The sequence below is a fragment of the Virgibacillus dakarensis genome (genome assembly GCF_900155625.1).
In the GTDB taxonomy this organism is placed as follows: Bacteria; Bacillota; Bacilli; order Bacillales; family Amphibacillaceae; genus Lentibacillus_C; species Lentibacillus_C populi.
Window position 1 is genome coordinate 1,125,424 of the sequence record NZ_LT732554.1, and the last position, 18,273, is coordinate 1,143,696.

The following is an 18,273-nucleotide window of genomic DNA, read 5'->3' on the forward strand; positions in this document are numbered from 1 at the left end:
GAGAGCAGAAACATCAGCCGGTGCGCGATGCTCCGTCCATCCACTGCCAAGAACGATCCGCTGACCTTCCTCAACTAGACATTCGTTTCTCCACGCGTTTTAACGGGCGCCGCTGTGCAGAGCTCATATAAATAATTAGTGCAATCCAAATTAGCGAAAACGATACGAGATGGGCACGTGAAAATGTTTCATGATAAAGAAACACACCCAATAGCAGCATAATGGTTGGGGCAATGTATTGCAGAAAGCCAACCATTGATAACGGAATTTGTTTTGCGCCGCTTGCAAATAACAATAGCGGAACAGCTGTTGCAACTCCGGCACCAATCAACAGGAGCGAAGTACTGGTGAAAAGACTATCCATCGTTAACACATGATTCGGTATCGCGATCAAATAAATAAGGGCAATCGGGGTTACGATCATCGTTTCAATTGCCAAACCGAACATTGCACCGATATCAACAGTTTTTTTCAATAACCCATACAGTCCGAAGCTAATCGCCAGCAATAAGGAGATCCATGGGAATACTCCATAGCTGACAGCAAGATTAATGACCCCGATGGCTGCAACGAGAAATGACAATAGCTGTCTTCGTGTTAATCGTTCTTTTAAGATAATAATTCCCAGCAAAATACTGATTAGCGGATTAATATAATACCCCAGACTTGCCTGAATTACATGGCCATTGTTGACAGCCCAAATATAGGTAAGCCAATTGATACTAATCACGATCGATGCAGTCGTGATACCGAACAATTTCTTTTTATTCTTAAAAATTGCTTTACATTCCTGAATAAATCCGGGCCATTTGCGAACAGAGAGAATGACCGCAATCATAAAAACAAATGACCAAACAATTCGATGGGCAAGAATGACGCCAGCAGGAACATTGTCGACCAGCTTCCAGTAAATTGGCAGGAATCCCCAGAGCAAATAGGCAAAAGCAGTATAGATAATTCCAAGTTTCTTATCCGTTTGGTTCATATTGTTTCCCTCTCAATCTGTTAAAGTACGTAGTCAAAGATCACCAAATGAGAACAATAGTACCACGTTAATAGCCAGCATCGATATTAACACGTCCATGCGTTGCAAGAATGACGAGACGATGACGCTTTTGAGGAACGGGGCTTTACAGGGCTTGCCAACCTCTCTTGTTGGCGGTTGAATGGCGGTTTTAATAAGGCTCCCCTATCGCTAACTCTGGACTTTTCGTTTATCATTTGATGACTTTTTGAACACCTGGCAAACGGAATTTTTGCAAATCAAAGTAAGACAATTTTAGAATGTTGATTTAAAAAACGCAATGATCTTGCCTATAAAAAATGAAGTATCCGTAACATGGATAAAGACGGCATTCTGGCTTGTTAATGACAGAGGTTCTTAGTGTTTTTAATAATCCCGAGAACGCTTTCAATATCAGCTCATTTCCGCTATCATAGAAGTAGACAGATAAAAGGTTAAAAAGGGGAGAGGGCAGGATGGCAGGGAAATATAAGCATTTTGAAACGTCGGTCATTCATGAAGGTCACGATGCAAAAGACATGTTAGACAGTTTAACAACACCATTATTTCAAACGTCGACATTTACATTTGAAACAGCAGAACAGGGTGAACGGAGATTTGCAGGAGATGAAGCAGGGTTTATTTACTCACGTTTGGGCAATCCGACGGTGAGTGTTTTGGAAGAGCGAATTGCCGCCCTTGAAAATGGCGAGCGGGGACTCGCATTTGGTTCTGGCATGGCTGCAGTATCCGCTGTATTAGTGGCGCTGACGAAGGCGCACGACCATATTGTCTGCTCATCCGGATTGTACGGGTGTACGTTTGGGCTTTTGGCCATGATGGAAGAAAAGTACCATATAACACATGATTTTTCAGGGATGGAATCCAGTGAAAAGCTTCGTGCATTAATCAAACCGGAGACCGCGTGTATTTATGTGGAAACACCGATCAATCCGACGATGAAGCTGATTGACCTGGAAATGGTTGCGAATGTTGCCAAGGAATTTAATGTCCCAGTTGTGGTGGATAATATATTTTCCTCACCATACTTGCAACGACCGCTTGATTTGGGGTGTGATGTTGTCATTCATAGTGCAACAAAATATATCGGTGGGCATGGAGATGTCGTGGCAGGTCTTGCTGTCGGGAAAAAGGAATTTTTGGATTCGGTGCAAATGACGACCCAGAAGGATATCGGCGGGATTATTTCCCCATTTGATGCATGGCTCTTAATCAGGGGTTTAAAGACGTTGCCGATCCGTCTTGACCGGCACTGTGATAATGCCGAGAAAATTTTTGTGAAGCTGCGGAATCACCCGAAAGTGGCAAACGTATATTATCCTGACGACGAAGCCCATCCGGATTATCTGATTAGGGAAAAGCAGATGAAACGTGGCGGTGGTGTTATTTCGTTTGAAATCAACGGAACGAAACAGGATGCACAGGCGCTGTTAAATGCATTGTCGTTTTTGAAAATTGCGGTTAGCCTTGGAGACGCCGAGACGTTAATCGAGCATCCAGCAACCATGACCCATGCGGTTATCCCGGAAGCGTCGAGACTGAAAATGGGAATAACCGATCAACTCATTCGCTTATCAGTCGGATTGGAAGCATGGGAAGATATTTGGCATGATTTGGAACAGGCGCTGGATAAAATCTAGGGAACGCGGATAATGGAAAATGACCTTGTAAGTCGTACCGCTCTTTAAGTGGTACGGCTTTTTGCGATGCGGAAAAATAAATGGTTTTTTCCATGCTTGTTTTTTGCCAATACTAGTATACAATAATAACTTAGCTGAAGCTTTTTACTGGATTAATCCGTATTAATCAACAGGAAGTACCTAGTGTGTTGGCGAAGGGAGGATCTGCATGGTTTTCATTCCCTATTTTTTAGGTTTTATCATCATTTTCAATATTGCACTTGCTTTTACGATTATTTTCCTTGAACGCAAGGATCCGCAGTCTACGTGGGCGTGGCTGATGGTCTTGTTATTTATCCCGGTTGCCGGTTTCTTTTTATATTTAATATTTGGCAAAAGTATAAGCAAGCAGCGGATATTTATGTGGGATACGAAGAGCAGGCTTGGAGTGAAAAAAGCGGTACAGGAGCAAATGCGGGCACTGGAGGAAGACCGGTTTGTTTTCAAGCATCCTGATATTGCTGCTTATAAAGATTTGCACTTTTTACATTTACGAAACAATGATGCAATTTTCACCCAGGATAACAGGGTAGATATATATACGGATGGCAAGGAAAAATTTGATGCTCTGATCAAGGACTTGGAGGAGGCAACCGACCATATTCATTTGCTGTACTATATTATTCGTTACGATCAGCTAGGTAAACGGATTGCGGATTGTTTAGTTAAAAAGGCCAATGAAGGTGTGGAAGTACGTGTTCTTTATGATGATATGGGCTCACGATCATTAAGCAGAAAGTTTATTAAGCGGATTCGTCGTGCGGGAGGCCAAGTCGAGGCCTTCTTTCCCCCAAAGATTCCAAAAGTCAACTTTAAAATTAATTTCCGTAATCACCGAAAGCTGGCAATCATTGACGGCCGGATTGGCTATATCGGCGGCTTTAATATTGGTGATGAATACCTTGGAAAGGCTAGAAAATTCGGCTACTGGCGGGATAATCATTTACGGGTTGTTGGTGATGCAGTTACGAATATGCAAACCCGTTTTATTCTTGATTGGAACCAGGCATCACGGAATGATATTTTGTATGAAGATCGCTATTATGCGGCTGTTCCGGAGGGGGATGTTGGAATTCAGATCGTTTCCAGCGGGCCTGATTCGGAATGGGAACAAATAAAAAATGGGTACATCAAAATGATTTTATCGGCTAAAGAGTATGTTTACATGCAAACACCGTACTTTATTCCCGATGAAAGTCTGCGTGATGCTCTAAGAATAGCATGCTTATCTGGTGTGAATATTAAGGTCATGATACCAAATAAACCGGATCATCCATTTGTTTATTGGGCAACACTGTCCTATATTGGCGATTTATTAAATGCTGGTGCAGAGGTTTACATTTATCAAAGTGGCTTTTTACACGCGAAAACAATTATTGTCGATGGCAAAATTGCTTCTGTCGGAACGGCCAACATTGATGTACGCAGTTTTCGCCTGAATTTTGAAGTGAATGCATTTTTATATGATGCGGGGATTGCCGAAAAATTGGTCGAGGCATTTCAGCATGATATTTCTTTGTCCACGCAAATGACAAAAAAATTGTATGAAAAACGCTCGTTGGGAATCCGGTTTAAAGAGTCGCTATCCCGGTTATTGTCACCAATTTTGTAAAAAGACTCCTGTTAGCATTGCTTGTACTGAAGATTGACACATTACCGATGATTCCTCATAGTAAAATATTTCTTAGAATCCAATTCAGGAGGTAGCAAAATGGACAGAAAACCATGTTCAAATTCATTAGCAGTTAAAACATCACACGTTTTACCACCGGATACGAACAACCACGGGACATTGTTTGGCGGGAAATTAATGGCGCATATTGATGACGTGGCTGCGCTTGCGGCTGTTCGGCATGCACGGCTGCCGGTTGTTACGGCTTCAACTGATTCCGTGGATTTTCTCGAGCCTGTCAAAGAAGGAGATTCCATTTGTGTTGAGGCCTTTGTCACGTGGACACATAATACGTCGATGGAGGTATTCGTTAAAGCCGTTACGGAAGATTTATTGACAGGAGAACGGAGCGTTTGTACAACTGCCTTTTTAACGTTTGTAGCAGTCGATGATAACGGGCGCCCTATTCCAGTACCTGAAGTTTATCCGGAAACCGAGCAGGAAAAACAATTGCATCAATTTGCTCCTGAACGTGCTGCACAGCGGAAAAAAAGAAGACAGCATGCAAAAGAACTGGCAAAAAATTTCGGTACAGCTTACCCTTGGAACTAAGAAAAGCGGAAGCGCCCGGTTAGCGGCGTATGTGCTGGACTGAACCGCAGGAGATAAAGGAAACACGGTGAGCTGGAAGCGAACCGATGTTGACTTATCGTACGGAGGTGAAGGAAGCACACTAGCCGCTGGGCGCTGGAGCTGGACATGGCACATTCTGGTAATGAATTGTTACGGGTAAAATATATATGCTTTCTTTACTACGAACGAAAAATATGAAAAATGAAAAGTTTGTTTCGGAACAAAGAATAAGATACAATATTTAAATATAACATATGAACAGGAGCCTGCTAGTGTGGCTTCTTTTCTTATGAATTACTTCCTCCTTGCACTTATTTCAGGGATTTCTGTTTATCCTTATGGCATACATCAGTATGGACTGTACAACACAAGTTTCCACTTCTTTAAAACGTTACTTTTAGATAAATATCGGGAAGTGTAAAAGAATACATATAGTGTAAATGTTTCACCAACTTGAAGGGAGAATTCACCATGGATTTCATTGAAAATTTAGTAGGGGAAGTTAATGACGTATTGTGGGAGTATGTCCTGATTATCGTTTTAATTGGATTAGGTCTATGGTTCACAGTAAAAACAAACTTTGTTCAGTTCAGACTGTTTCCCGAGATGTTCCGGGTTGTCTTTGATAAGCGAGCTGTAAGTGCAGAAGGAAAAAAGGGTACATCATCGTTTCAGGCTTTTGCCATCAGTGCTGCGTCAAGGGTCGGAACAGGTAACCTTGCTGGTGTTGCAACTGCGGTAGCCGCTGGTGGCCCTGGTGCTATCTTTTGGATGTGGCTGATCGCACTGCTAGGTTCGGCGTCTGCCTTTGTAGAAAGTACATTGGCACAAGTTTATAAGGTGCCAGGGAAAAATCAGTATCGTGGCGGGCCTGCCTATTACATGGAGAAGGGACTTAATAAGCGATGGCTGGCAATTATCTTCGCGATTACGATAACATTCACATATGGGCTTGTTTTTAACTCTGTCCAGTCAAATACGATTAGTCTGGCATTCTCCGGTGAATTTGATTTTAATAAAAATTACATGGCTGTTATATTGGCTTTATTAACTGCTATTGTAATCTTTGGTGGCTTGAAAAGCATTGCCAATGTAGCCCAGATTATTGTGCCCGTAATGGCAATTTTATACATTTTTATAGCAATTTATGTACTGATTATTAATATTACGGCTGTTCCTGATATGATTGGATTGATTTTTGAAAATGCCTTTGGAATACGTGAAGTGGCTGGTGGCGGATTTGGTGCCGCGATTATGATGGGGATTAAGCGGGGCTTATTTTCGAATGAGGCTGGTATGGGTAGTGCACCAAATGCTGCAGCAACAGCTGAAGTCACACACCCGGCCAAGCAAGGGTTAATTCAGGCTTTAGGAGTATTTTTTGATACAATACTCATTTGTACTGCTACAGCATTTATTATTATTTCGGCTGGTGGTTATGAGGGAAGTGAATTGGACGGTATTCAATTGACACAAAATGCTTTTGGAATTCACATCGGTGACTGGGCTGCAGTATTAATAGCGATTGCAATCTTCCTGTTTGCCTATAGTTCGATTTTAGGCAACTATTATTACGGTGAAAACAATATTGGTTATGTAAAGGACAGTAAAGTTGGTCTATTCATTTACCGCATCGCCGTCCTTGCAATGGTCATATTCGGGGCAATTGCGACATTCGACCTTGTCTGGGCACTTGCAGACCTGACGATGGCGATCATGGCATTAATCAACCTTTACGCCATTACGAGATTGTTTAAGGTTGCAAGTCGTGTCCTGAAAGATTATCAAGAGCAGCGGAAGGCAGGGAAAGATCCAGTCTTTTACCGCGATACACTGGAAGATGATACAGGCGTTGCATTTTGGGATCGTGAGCAGGCGGAACACGCTGACAAATAAGATGAAAAGCGGAAGCGTGGGTTTATCGCTGGACGTGGCTTGTTTTGCTGTGGGCGAAAGACAACTAGCATACCCCCCATTGAGTGAAGTGGATATCTTCCAGAGGGAATCGTCCAAAATCAGCGAAATAACGCAATCTGCAGGTTTGAAATAAAGTTTGGCCAAAAACACCTTTGGATGAAGTTGAAAGTAAAAAGCTAGATGAACGTCTTATAATGATGAATGCTGAAGTATTATCAATCTGCCAGGCATACTTAATCATCCCCGTTTGCATGGTCAGATGTCATAGCGATGGCAAAAGAAACAACCGACCAACTGAAAAACACAGGCTATCAAAATTAGAAAAAGGCTGTCAAAATATGACAGCCTTTCTTTGCTTGGTGGATTACTTTTTTATATTAATCATCTAAATCATCGTCATCATCGTCATCATCGTCATCATCGTCATATTCTTTTTCAAGTACTTTTCCTGTAACAGCATCCACTTTAACTTCTGCCTCTCTTTTGCTTGTGTTTAGTTCAAATTCATAAACATAACGGTTATCATCTTCATCTAATTCCATTTCATTTACCGTTCCATTGACAGCTTTTTCGGCAATTTCTATCGCTTCTTGTTCAGAAATACTATTTTGTTTCGAAGGTTGGCCTTTTTCATCATGATCATCTGTAGATATCACTTCTTGGCTCTCCGTAACTTTTTGAATCTTTTCTTCTCCGTTATTATTCGTTGTTGCACCTACCGTTAAAGCTCCACTTAGAATTACACCTGCTGACAACATACCAATTAACATTTTGTTTTTCATGTTTATTTCCTCCTTGTATATTTTCTATATTTACAATATAGCCAACCAAGATTAGAGAGAAAGGAAAGTAACATTAGAATTTGATTAGAAGTTCTTTTGATTTCCATCATTTCCTTTTGGTGTAGCTTAGAATTGACGAACCCACATTTTAGAATAAAAAAAAGAAGCCATTTTGGAAAAAGATTGATCAAAATGGATTCTTGTCCAGCAGATTTAAATTTAGCTTTTATAAAATAGTCTGATCATTTTCTACTTCTGTTGTTCCTGAAAGTGCTCGATTGCCATAGCCTTCTTCCGCAGCCATTGCATCTGCTTTAGTCCTATGAACGGTACCAAATGGATGGTTTGGTGGGGCGTATATCGAGTATAGTTTTAAAGGGACATTTCCTGTATTTGTGACATTGTGCCACATTCCCGCCGGTATCATGATGGCAGAGTCATCAAAAATTCTCCTTTGAAAACTTAAGTTGTCTCTACTTTTGCCCATTTGTACAATTCCCTGACCTTGTTCAACCCTTAAGAATTGATCAACGTTAGGGTGCATCTCCAAACCAATATCTTCACCAACATGGAGACTCATTAATGTAACTTGCAAATGATTACCTGTCCATATTGCAGTACGATACGTATTGTTTTGCTTGGTGGCTTCATTGATATTTATAACAAATGGGTTTGCTCCATAATCTTTTAACGTATTCTGACCATAAGATGACTGATACGAAGCAAATGTCTCATTCGGATCAGCCCAATAACCTGTAAGATTTCTGTAGGTATGCATGGGTACATTCATATAATAAGGATATTGATACATATAGGGCACACCGTACATTTTCCTCAATCCCTTCACATTCATAAATTGTTATCACAAATTATCCTATGTACTGTAGGAGAGGTGTGTGCACTTGACCTAATGTAACTTTATATGAATATTTTAACCCTGAATCTTTTCTTACTAGCGTCTCCATAATAAATACATATTTCTTAATGATAAACCAATAATAGTGTTAAAAATGAAAGGGGGTAAACTATCCAATTGAAGCGTTCATCTAACATTAAGAAATTGATTAAAAAAATAAAGAAGAAAAATACAAAACCCCAACAGCAAAAATTCTCTAACGAGGATTGGCAGCCGTTTTCAACCAATATTCATGAAAACGAAGAAGCATTAAAACAACAGTTAGGTACAAGTCAGGATGTTATGTTTACCAAATTTACGATTAAATTACAAAATGGCGATACACTTAACGCTATATTAGTTGCGATTGATGGATTAGTTGATGAAGAAGCAAAACGTGACAATATAATAAAGCCACTGATTGAAAGTGCGCTGCAAGAAAAACCTAATGAAGATTTAAAACAGATACAGGAAAGAATTTCTGCAAAAAAAATTACCGTGGAAAGCAATTTATTTAAAGCTGTCCAGCAAGTCTTAAAAACAAAAGCATTACTAATCATTGACGGTTTTAATAAAGGGTTGCTAATCACTATCGAAGGGTTTGAAACTCGAGCTATCGAAGAACCCGATACAGAACAGGCAGTGCGAGGAGCAAGGGAAGGTTTTATCGAATCAACGGGGGTAAATGTTTCATTGCTTCGCCGTAGAATTGCCCACCCTTCTTTGCGATTCGAAACAATAGAGATCGGCAAGTATAGTCAAACGGGTGTTACGATAGCTTATATAAAGGACATCGTTGACCTTGACCTTGTACAACGAGTCAAGCATCGTCTTGATGAGATAAAGGTGGATTCAATTAACAGCTCAGGAGATGTTGAACAATTGATTGAAGATCACCCATATTCAATCCTTCCGACAGTTGGCAATACGGAACGGCCTGATAAGGCAGCAGCTTTGTTAATGGAAGGAAGAGTCTTGCTTTTAATTGATGGAAACCCCTTTTGTTTATATGTTCCACATTTGTTTCTCGAAAGTTTCCAGAACATTGAGGACTATAATTCTCGTCCATATTATAGCTCATTCATTCGTTTAATGCGTTTTTTGGCTTTTTTTATCAGCATCTCTTTTCCTGCTTTATATATTTCTGTCCTTAATTTTAATAAATCGTTAATTCCATCAGATATGATTGTACCACTAATTCAAGCAAGAGAAACGGTTCCGTTTCCACTTGCGATGGAAGTCATTATGATGATCTTGATGTTTGAAGTTGTTCGTGAGGCTGGAGTTAGACTGCCCAAACAACTCGGATCTGCTTTAAGCATCGTTGGTGCCTTAATTTTGGGAGATGTATCCGTATCGGCTGGACTTGTCGGAGCCCCGACAATTGTTATAGTTTCCATATCTTATATAGCCGCCTTCGTCATTACGCCAATCGCGGATGTCACTGCATTAATACGTATTGGTTTGTTCATTGCCAGTAGCGTGTTCGGATCATATGGATTGTGTATGGCTATGTTGGGTCTGTTAACCCATATGGTGTCATTAACATCACTTGGGGTTCCTTATATGACACCCTTTTCACCAAGCCACTTTCAAGATTGGAAGGACGGTATTATCCGTTTTCCAACGAAGTTGCTGAAACAGCGACCAAAAAGTATACCAAATCAACGCACAACAAGAATGAAGTCATTACCAAAAACAGGTGATAAACAATGATACGAACGATCTTCATCATGATTTGCAGCCTCTTTTTATTAACAGGTTGCTGGAACAACCAAGAGCTTGATAAAACAGCCCTCGTCCACGGAGTTGGTCTGGATAAGTCAGACGAACAATTAAAAATAAGCGTTGAAATCATTAAACCAACAAGTAATCAAGAAGGAGGTCAAGGTGGGGGTAAAGGTAGTGGACAACATATCATACTAGAAAAAAACGCTGATACATTTCTTGAGGGAGCTCGTGAATTGATTCGGTATGCAAAACGGCGCCTTCAATTCGGACATGCTCGTGCATGGATAGTTAGCGAGAGGTTAGCAAAAGGGAATTTTTTCCATTTACTCGACACTGTTAGACGGGATCAAATGTTTCGCTTAAACAGTCACCTATTTATAACGCAGGAAGATCCAAGCGAGATTTTGAACACGCCGACCCTGTATGAGAATCTTACCTCTATTGAGCTTGTGACTGCTTTGGAGCAAACACAATTTATTGCTGAATATGCACCAATAACTTCTCGTGAATTTTATAAGTTAATCGAAGGACCCATTCCTAATGGCTACATACCAATGCTTTCAATTAAAAAGGCAGGTGAACAAACAGTCACCTCAATTGACGGAACAGCAGTTATCAAAAACAATCAAATGGTGGGCAAGCTTAACACTGAAGAAACGATGGGGCTGAATTGGCTCTTAAATCATGTCGAGGGTGGGAGTATTACTGTTTCCCTCGATGAAAACGAGAAAGTTTCTTTAGAAATTACGAAAGCAAAAACAAAAACGAAACCGATTTTAAATGGAAGGCAGTTAAACGTGGGTATCCAAACAAAGATTGAAGGTACACTTTCAGATAATATGACGACAAAAAGAATTAACGAAGCTTTCTTAAAAGAAATTGAAAAAAAGATCTCTCATCACGTTCAAAATGAAATTCATACCACATTAAAGAAATTACAAAAAGAATTGGAAACAGATATTACTGAAATTGGATTAGAAACACATCGAACATATCCAGAACAGTGGCAAACTATTCATTCGGAATGGAATGATATCTTTGCTAATGCAAAGATATCTATCGATGTTGATGCCAACATTACCCATGAAGGGTTGATTAACGAAAATGATCCTCGTGAACATCGAAAACCATACAACAACCCCTATCCATTTTCAAAATGAACTTTATAATTATAAAGGAGTAAAAAAATATGTTAACAAAATGGGAGACGCTATTTTTATTAATCATGACACTTCCTGTTATGGGACATGTCCTTATCCTCCCGATAATGCTCGATGTTGCTGGAAGAGATGCTTGGATTTCCGTTCTTCTCTCACTTCCAGCCGCATTTGCATTTGCATATGCAATTTATCGACTGCGTTTGAACCATCCGGGCATCAATATTTCCGAAATGTTTGCCCTTCTTTTAGGTAAATGGTTTGGAAGAATTGTTGTCGGGCTTTTCATTCTCTATTTTTTATTTTTAACAATATTTTCATTTTCTGCCTTGGTTGATGTTGTTTTTATTGATTTTTTGCCTGAGACGCCTCGAATGGCCATTCTCATCTGGTTTTTAATCTTTTTCTTCTATGCAGCCACTAAGGGTATTAAACGAATTGCATTAACTGCTGGTGTGTTAGCTCTTATTGGCTTGATTACAGGTCATACCGTTACATTGATGGATACTCCAAAAAAGGATTGGAGTGAACTTCAGCCTTTGTTGGAGTTTGGATGGGGTCCAGTATTATGGGGCACTCTAATTCTTGTAAGCATTTGGATTGAGCTATTGTTGTTATTATGTGTTCCAATCAAAAACATTCACGAAAAACGATTGTTTTTATTATGGATCATTGGGGTATTGCTAAATGCACTGATGATGACTTCGACAATAACCGGCGTCATTACAATTTTTGGACAAGGACAAGCTGATAATTTTACGTATCCGGCAACGGAAATTGTACGAATTATCAATTTGGGGTTTATTGATCGCTTTGATATTTATGGCATGATTTTAATGACATTCGGTACGTATATCCGCTGTAGTCTTTATTTTCGGATTGCCTACAATATGAGCGTATCGGCAAATTCCTCGAAATGGGTGAAACGAATACTGTTTTCTTTTTTCGTTGTTCTTACTTTTTTCGGTACCCTTTATCTTTCAAAAGAACATTTTCGTATTACTGAAGCAATTAACATATATACATACATGATTGTCCTGTATCCGGTACCTTTTTTGTTGTTATTTATCTCCTGGATGAAGAAAAAGAAAGCATAAAGTGACATACAATCACTTGAAGTCAATAATGTACGATAATACATCTACATGTTTACAAATCTATTGGCTGCTTATGCCCTATAATTTGGCTTTACTCACTAATAAGTATAATGAAAATCTATTGGAAAAATTCCCAGCTGCCTACCGTCTTGGTTTAGTAGCAATGATGGCAAACCAAATATGAAGATGGAGTTTACCAAAAATCAATAAAAATTATCCAACCGTAGGATTTATAGGATGCCAAACCAGGAAGAGAACTATAAAACTGAATATAGAAATATAATATACTGGAGATTGATGATATATTTAAAAAGCCCCTTTAGACAAAGCAGCATCCAAAGGGAAGTAAAGCTTCGCGACTTTGTTTTAAATCTGCACGAGCTGCAGAAACATCATCACGAATTGACGATAAATCCGAGGAAAAGTAAATTCACCTCTTGCCAAAACAGAAGAATTGATTTAGTATTGGTATTACACAATTAATACAATATATTGTATTAACTACTATCCAGAAAACTATATATAGTATTTTAACCTAGGCTAAGATGCCGTTTGGCTTAATTGGGAATCTGGTGAAAGTCCAGAACTGCCCCCGCAACTGTAAATGCTGACGAAAGTGAAGAGATCCACTGTGTACGTGGTATACGGGAAGGAATCAGGAGTAGGTGGAAGCATCAGTCAGGAGACCTGTCTAGTATAAGGTGAAATTTCAGCTTCTTCGGGGATTGAGAAGATGGGATGATGGTGCTGTAGGTGTGTGTTCAAAAGGGAGGATAAATGTGTCTTTATTTACTGGATCTTTTGAACAACCTCTGTAGGGACAAGTTACCCTTCGTTTAGTTGTGCTGTCGTTTCATCCACTCAAATAATATTGGGTGGATTTTTAATTCCCGGAAAAGGATGTTCAAAAAGTAAGGGTTGACTTCGGGCACTTGTTTTGGACATATATCGGAAAAGGGAGGAAGAAGAAATGAGTTTACAAACAGCTTCAGTCATGGATGACATCATTGCCGAACTGGATGCAGCTGCACAAAAATATCATCTGGATACAGCAAGCATCACACAACAAATAAAGGCTTTAGACGTATCAAAAGAGGAAGCAAACCAGCAGGCATTATTCTATGCGCTGAATAATATTGCGATGGATCAGCCGGGGTGGACTTTTGTTGCTGCCAGAATGTATTTAAACGAATTATATCAGCAGGCGGCCACAAACCGCGGCTATAACGAAGACATAAAATATGGCGATTTTTATCAACTAATCAGGACGCTTTCAGAGAAAGGAATCTATGCAGAAGATCTGCTCTGTTTTTACGAAAAAGACGAAATCAAAGCATTGGAAAAAGAAATCGATCCTGAACGGGATCAATTGTTTAATTATATCGGCCTGTTTTTGCTTGCTGACCGTTACATAACAAAGGACCATGAACATCAGATTTATGAACTGCCGCAAGAGCGATTCATGATTATCGCCATGACATTGATGAAGCACGAACCAAAGGAAAACCGACTGGAATTGGTAAAAGAAGCTTACTGGGCAATGAGTAACCTGTATATGACTGTAGCAACACCAACACTTGCCAACGCGGGAAAAAGCTTTGGTCAGCTTTCCTCGTGCTTTATTGATACGGTTGATGACTCACTTGATGGGATCTATTTAAATAATTGGGATATTGCCAGACTTAGTAAAGATGGCGGTGGGATCGGTGTTTATTACGGAAAAGTGCGGGCACTTGGGTCGGATATTAAAAAATTCAAAGGAAATTCATCTGGTGTTGTTCCCTGGATCCGTTTGCTGAATGATACAGCGGTCAGTGTTGATCAGCTTGGCCAGCGTCAAGGAGCTGTTGCAGTTTATCTGGATGTGTTTCATAAGGACATCATGAATGGCTTCCTTGATCTGAAAACGAATAATGGGGACGAAAGGCGTAAAGCTCATGATATTTTTACAGGTGTAGCGATGCCAGACTTATTTATGGAAAAACTGCAGGAAGTTGATGAGAATGGCCGCAGTATTGGCCAGTGGCACACCTTTTGTCCGCATCAGGTGAAACAGATAATGGGATGGAAAGATGAATTTGGTAATGCACTTGGTTTAGAGGACTTTTATGACGAAACAGACCAGAAATACTTTGCCGAAAAATACGAGGAGGCGGTAAACCATCCATTGCTCCCCCGGAAAACATACCGGGCGATGGATATTATGGCACGAATCATGGTTGCACAGCTCGAAACCGGGACACCGTACATGTTTTACCGCGATGAAGCGAACCGGCAGAATCCGAATAAACATGTACGTGGAATTGGCCGGACATCGATTTACTGCAGCAATTTGTGCACGGAGATTATGCAAAATATGTCGGCAACTGCGATTACCAATGAATATCAGGATAATGACGGAAATATTGTCATTGTACGGAAACCGGGGGATTTTGTTGTTTGTAATCTATCATCTATTAATCTTCCGCGTGCAGTAGAGGCAGATGTATTAGATCGGCTTATTGCGATCCAAATGCGGATGCTTGACAATGTAATTGATTTGAACACGATTATGGTTGGACAAGCACAAGTAACGAACCAGAAATACCGTGCAGTGGGATTGGGAACTTTTGGTTGGCATCATCTATTGGCGCTGAAAGGTATTTATTGGGAGTCGGATCAAGCGGTAGCATATGCGGATGAATTGTATGAGAATATTGCCTATCATGCGATTAGGTCATCGATGGAGCTTGCTAAAGAAAAGGGAGCATACAGTAATTTCTCAGGTTCGGAATGGCAGACGGGTGCCTATTTTAACCGGAAAGGGTACAATAAAGATCGCTGGCTGGAACTGAGAGAACAAGTTGCGAAGCATGGTATCCGTAACGGTTGGCTAATGGCTGTAGCACCCAATTCATCGACTGCGAAAATCGGTGGCTCAACAGACGGGATTGATCCGATCTATGCTGTAGAATACGCCGAGGAAAAGAAAAATTTCAAATTCAAAGTTACAGCACCAGATTTGGATCATACGACATATGCCTTTTACCGCAGATCCCGGCATGAATTGGATCAGCACTGGAGTATTAGACAAAATGCGGCGCGACAACGTCATGTCGATCAATCGATTAGCTTTAATTTATACGTCCGGCATGATATTAAAGCAAGGGATTTGTTGAATCTGCACATGGACGCTTGGAAGCAAGGGTTGAAAACAACGTATTATGTGAGAAGCACTTCGCAGGCGGAGATAGAAGAATGTGAAGCATGTCATAGTTAGGAGACGCAATTAACTGTTTGCAGATTTGACAGGAAGAAATCGGCCTATCGCTGATTTCTTTCCGTAAATACTCCGGTAATGTTTTGATTAAATAGGGGAGGAATAAAATAAATGACTGTCAATACACCGATAAAGCGAATCAATTTATTAAACCCGGAATTTCCTAATAAATCGACCGGTATCATTAATGGAAAATCTTCTGGGCTATTAAACTGGAATGATATCGCTTATCCGCAGATGTACGATTTATATCAAGCATTGTTGTCAAACTTCTGGAAGGCTCAGGAAATAAATATGCAGGATGATATTAAACAATGGGATTTATTAAGTCAAAATGAACAAGATATTTTCTTACGGGTCAATACCCAGCTGGCGATGCTGGACAGTCTGCAAACACCAACAATGAATCAGGTGATGGACTATGTTTCGGATTCAAGTTTTAAAGCTATTTTTGCTGTAATATCCCAGCAAGAAGCGGTTCACAATGAATCATACTCGTATATTTTAAGCTCGTTAGTACCACTAAAAGAGCAAAATGAACGCTTTGACCAAGCGAAAAGTGATCCGATTGTTTTAAAGCGGAATCAGCTTATTTTAAATACCTATGATACCTTCAGAAATAATCCGACACCAGAAAATATTTTCAAACTTGGCGTGAACTCGATCAATTTGGAAGGAATTTATTTTTATGCGGGATTTGCCTTTTTCTATAATCTGGCACGTCAGCAAAAGATGTTGAAATCAAGTACGATGATTAGTTATATTCAACGTGATGAAATGCAGCATACGTACTTTATTACCCAATTCATCCGGATCCTGCTTGCGGAAAATCCGGAGTTAAATACAGATGAAAATATTGATTATATCTATCAATCGATTACCAATGCTACAGAATTGGAAAAAGAATGGGCGCATCATATTTTAGCTGATATTGAAGGAATTGATTTGACCGAATTTGATCAGTATGTCGAATATCTTGCCAACAAACGGTTGCGTCAATTAGGAATGAAAAATCTTTACGAGGAAAGAAAAAATCCAATGCCATGGATCCATGTATTTAGCGATGAAATGATCAATGAAACGAAATCTGACTTCTTTGAACAAAAGGCAAGGACATATTCCAAAGTAACCCAGTCCAATGGGTTTGAAGAATTGTAGGTGATAGTTTTGCGAATTGCGGTTGTTTACGCGTCGGTAACAGGTAATACAGAAGAATTGGCGGAAATGATCCAACAACAATTTACTGCCTCTTCTATTCACGTTGACCTTTTTTCGGTCAAGCATTTTCCGCTTAATTGCATTACCGATTATGATGGGATTGTGATTGGTACGTATACCTGGGCAAATGGCACCATCCCTGGAGAAATGCTTGCACTATATGAGCAAATTGAGTCAGCCGATACACAACAATTAACGACAGGTGTATTTGGTACGGGTGACAGCTTCTTCCCTTATTTTTGCGGAGCGGTAGAGGAATTTCGCGATATGCTGTACGTCCATACGAATTTAGCAGTGACAATGAAAGTAGAACTTAGACCTCAATCACAGGATTGGAGCAAATGCCGGAAATTTGTCGATTGCATTTTGGAACAGCTGGAGCACGAGTTGCAACCAATAGGGTAATCGAGTCGGAAGCATGAACAGATGAACAGACTAGAAAACGATGTATAGGAGATAATAAGCGAGAAGTATTACGTCAATTATTGTCGATATTTCCCGGGAAATAAGCTCCCTCATAATATGTGAGGGGGCTTAAATTTCGAGCAGACAAGGCAGGAAAGATCTAACTACTATAATGTTCAATATATCACCTATTAACCACCAGTAGCCTATCATATTTTACCCACATCAAGTAACTTGTTAAATCATTATTTTAAAGGTATGAAGTTGGGATCTAATATCTCCCGGTCTGAGACGTTCAACTGGTGATTTCAATTCTTTGTTGTCTAAATAAAGCGTGGCTGTTTTTACCTGTAATTGATATAACTTCTTGATAGCCTCGGTCGTACTAAACTTTGTATTTGCCTCCAAAAACCTTCCGAGTAATATGAATGTATAGATGAATGCACTCGTGTCGTAATATAGCACAATGGAGTCGGCGGATACAGCGTTTTTTAACATAGCAACTGTAAGGAAATGACTGTAGAAGAAACCTGCTGATGTAGTTAACACTACTAGAACGTCCATCGTTGCATTACCATTTTTTAATGCCTTCCATGCTCGCTCATAAAACGAAAACCCAATTATAAATTGAATCGGTACTGTAATTAAAAATTGAAAAAAAGGGTTGGTAAATAGTTCTGGAACGTAAACAAAGGAAGCCCATTTGAAATGAGCTAACATTGCCCATGCGAGTGGAAATGTTAGCATAGCCGAAAAGTGGAAAACATCGGCAGAAAAATACAAAACATTAACACGCAAGCAGAAACATTATCGAAATAATAGAAACGTCGGGTCGTCCCAGCAAAATATCACATAAATAACAGC

14 protein-coding genes and 1 riboswitch are annotated in these 18,273 nt (G+C 39.8%); of the genes, 10 read left to right on the forward strand and 4 right to left on the reverse strand.

The genetic code is table 11. From position 1 onward, the window contains the following. Window positions 1-70: 70 nt before the first annotated feature. Entirely contained in the window at window positions 71-985 is a 915-nt protein-coding gene (rarD, locus tag CZ382_RS15290) for an EamA family transporter RarD (RefSeq protein WP_088052055.1), read from the reverse strand. A gap of 494 nt (window positions 986-1,479) precedes the next feature. Between rarD and megL the strand changes: the two genes are divergently transcribed. From megL to CZ382_RS15310, 4 genes are all read left to right on the forward strand, one after another. Next, window positions 1,480-2,664: a methionine gamma-lyase gene (gene megL / locus CZ382_RS15295; RefSeq protein WP_088052056.1), complete on the forward strand. Its 1,185-nt coding sequence runs from the start codon at window positions 1,480-1,482 to the stop codon at window positions 2,662-2,664. 208 nt (window positions 2,665-2,872) lie between these two features. Continuing rightward, window positions 2,873-4,315, forward strand: coding sequence for a cardiolipin synthase (gene cls, locus CZ382_RS15300; RefSeq protein ID WP_088052058.1), 1,443 nt, complete (start codon window positions 2,873-2,875; stop codon window positions 4,313-4,315). A gap of 99 nt (window positions 4,316-4,414) precedes the next feature. Continuing rightward, window positions 4,415-4,927 carry an acyl-CoA thioesterase gene (locus tag CZ382_RS15305; RefSeq protein WP_088052059.1) on the forward strand — a complete coding sequence of 171 codons (513 nt, stop codon included), beginning with the start codon at window positions 4,415-4,417 and terminating at the stop codon, window positions 4,925-4,927. Window positions 4,928-5,419: 492 nt separating this feature from the next. Then, complete coding sequence (locus tag CZ382_RS15310) at window positions 5,420-6,844, forward strand: alanine/glycine:cation symporter family protein (RefSeq protein WP_088052061.1); 1,425 nt, start codon at window positions 5,420-5,422, stop codon at window positions 6,842-6,844. A 398-nt stretch (window positions 6,845-7,242) separates the two neighbouring features. Here the strand turns inward: CZ382_RS15310 and CZ382_RS15315 are convergent, their stop codons facing one another. Both CZ382_RS15315 and CZ382_RS15320 read right to left on the reverse strand, forming a co-directional pair. Further along, window positions 7,243-7,647, reverse strand: a complete 405-nt coding sequence (locus CZ382_RS15315; protein WP_088052063.1) for a PepSY domain-containing protein — start codon at window positions 7,645-7,647, stop codon at window positions 7,243-7,245. A 226-nt stretch (window positions 7,648-7,873) separates the two neighbouring features. Further along, entirely contained in the window at window positions 7,874-8,476 is a 603-nt protein-coding gene (locus CZ382_RS15320) for a cupin domain-containing protein (RefSeq protein ID WP_088052065.1), read from the reverse strand. Window positions 8,477-8,680: 204 nt separating this feature from the next. On the opposite strand from CZ382_RS15320, the gene CZ382_RS15325 reads away from it, so the two are divergent. From CZ382_RS15325 to CZ382_RS15350, 6 genes are all read left to right on the forward strand, one after another. Further along, a complete protein-coding gene (locus CZ382_RS15325; protein ID WP_088052066.1) occupies window positions 8,681-10,258 on the forward strand; it encodes a spore germination protein in 1,578 nt (525 codons plus the stop codon). Continuing rightward, window positions 10,255-11,433 (forward strand): Ger(x)C family spore germination protein, encoded by a 1,179-nt coding sequence (locus CZ382_RS15330; protein WP_088052068.1) that lies wholly within the window; start codon window positions 10,255-10,257, stop codon window positions 11,431-11,433. The genes CZ382_RS15325 and CZ382_RS15330 overlap by 4 nt, the downstream gene beginning before the upstream one ends. A 29-nt stretch (window positions 11,434-11,462) precedes the next feature. Then, a complete protein-coding gene (locus CZ382_RS15335; protein WP_088052069.1) occupies window positions 11,463-12,527 on the forward strand; it encodes a GerAB/ArcD/ProY family transporter in 1,065 nt (354 codons plus the stop codon). 526 nt (window positions 12,528-13,053) lie between these two features. Beyond that, window positions 13,054-13,236: riboswitch (cobalamin riboswitch) on the forward strand. Between the two features lie 261 nt (window positions 13,237-13,497). Further along, on the forward strand, window positions 13,498-15,786 hold the full coding sequence (locus CZ382_RS15340) for a ribonucleoside-diphosphate reductase subunit alpha (RefSeq protein ID WP_088052071.1): 2,289 nt from the start codon (window positions 13,498-13,500) through the stop codon (window positions 15,784-15,786). Window positions 15,787-15,897: 111 nt separating this feature from the next. Next, window positions 15,898-16,944: a ribonucleotide-diphosphate reductase subunit beta gene (locus tag CZ382_RS15345; protein WP_088052072.1), complete on the forward strand. Its 1,047-nt coding sequence runs from the start codon at window positions 15,898-15,900 to the stop codon at window positions 16,942-16,944. Continuing rightward, a complete protein-coding gene (locus tag CZ382_RS15350; protein WP_308777387.1) occupies window positions 16,945-17,409 on the forward strand; it encodes a flavodoxin domain-containing protein in 465 nt (154 codons plus the stop codon). It abuts the gene before it with no gap. Between the two features lie 237 nt (window positions 17,410-17,646). On the opposite strand, the gene CZ382_RS15355 is transcribed toward CZ382_RS15350, so the two are convergent. Further along, window positions 17,647-18,207 (reverse strand): HAD family hydrolase, encoded by a 561-nt coding sequence (locus tag CZ382_RS15355; RefSeq protein ID WP_200809536.1) that lies wholly within the window; start codon window positions 18,205-18,207, stop codon window positions 17,647-17,649. Between the last annotated feature and the right edge of the window lie 66 nt (window positions 18,208-18,273).

What these genes read in the sequence shown, in the direction of transcription:
- CZ382_RS15330 (WP_088052068.1), top strand. Translation starts at nt 10,255, where the DNA reads ATGATACGAACGATCTTCATCATGATTTGCAGCCTCTTTTTATTAACA.
- CZ382_RS15340 (WP_088052071.1), top strand. Translation starts at nt 13,498, where the DNA reads ATGAGTTTACAAACAGCTTCAGTCATGGATGACATCATTGCCGAACTG.
- CZ382_RS15310 (WP_088052061.1), top strand. Translation starts at nt 5,420, where the DNA reads ATGGATTTCATTGAAAATTTAGTAGGGGAAGTTAATGACGTATTGTGG.
- CZ382_RS15315 (WP_088052063.1), bottom strand. Translation starts at nt 7,647, where the DNA reads ATGAAAAACAAAATGTTAATTGGTATGTTGTCAGCAGGTGTAATTCTA.
- rarD (WP_088052055.1), bottom strand. Translation starts at nt 985, where the DNA reads ATGAACCAAACGGATAAGAAACTTGGAATTATCTATACTGCTTTTGCC.
- megL (WP_088052056.1), top strand. Translation starts at nt 1,480, where the DNA reads ATGGCAGGGAAATATAAGCATTTTGAAACGTCGGTCATTCATGAAGGT.
- CZ382_RS15345 (WP_088052072.1), top strand. Translation starts at nt 15,898, where the DNA reads ATGACTGTCAATACACCGATAAAGCGAATCAATTTATTAAACCCGGAA.
- CZ382_RS15335 (WP_088052069.1), top strand. Translation starts at nt 11,463, where the DNA reads ATGTTAACAAAATGGGAGACGCTATTTTTATTAATCATGACACTTCCT.
- cls (WP_088052058.1), top strand. Translation starts at nt 2,873, where the DNA reads ATGGTTTTCATTCCCTATTTTTTAGGTTTTATCATCATTTTCAATATT.
- CZ382_RS15305 (WP_088052059.1), top strand. Translation starts at nt 4,415, where the DNA reads ATGGACAGAAAACCATGTTCAAATTCATTAGCAGTTAAAACATCACAC.
- CZ382_RS15320 (WP_088052065.1), bottom strand. Translation starts at nt 8,476, where the DNA reads ATGTACGGTGTGCCCTATATGTATCAATATCCTTATTATATGAATGTA.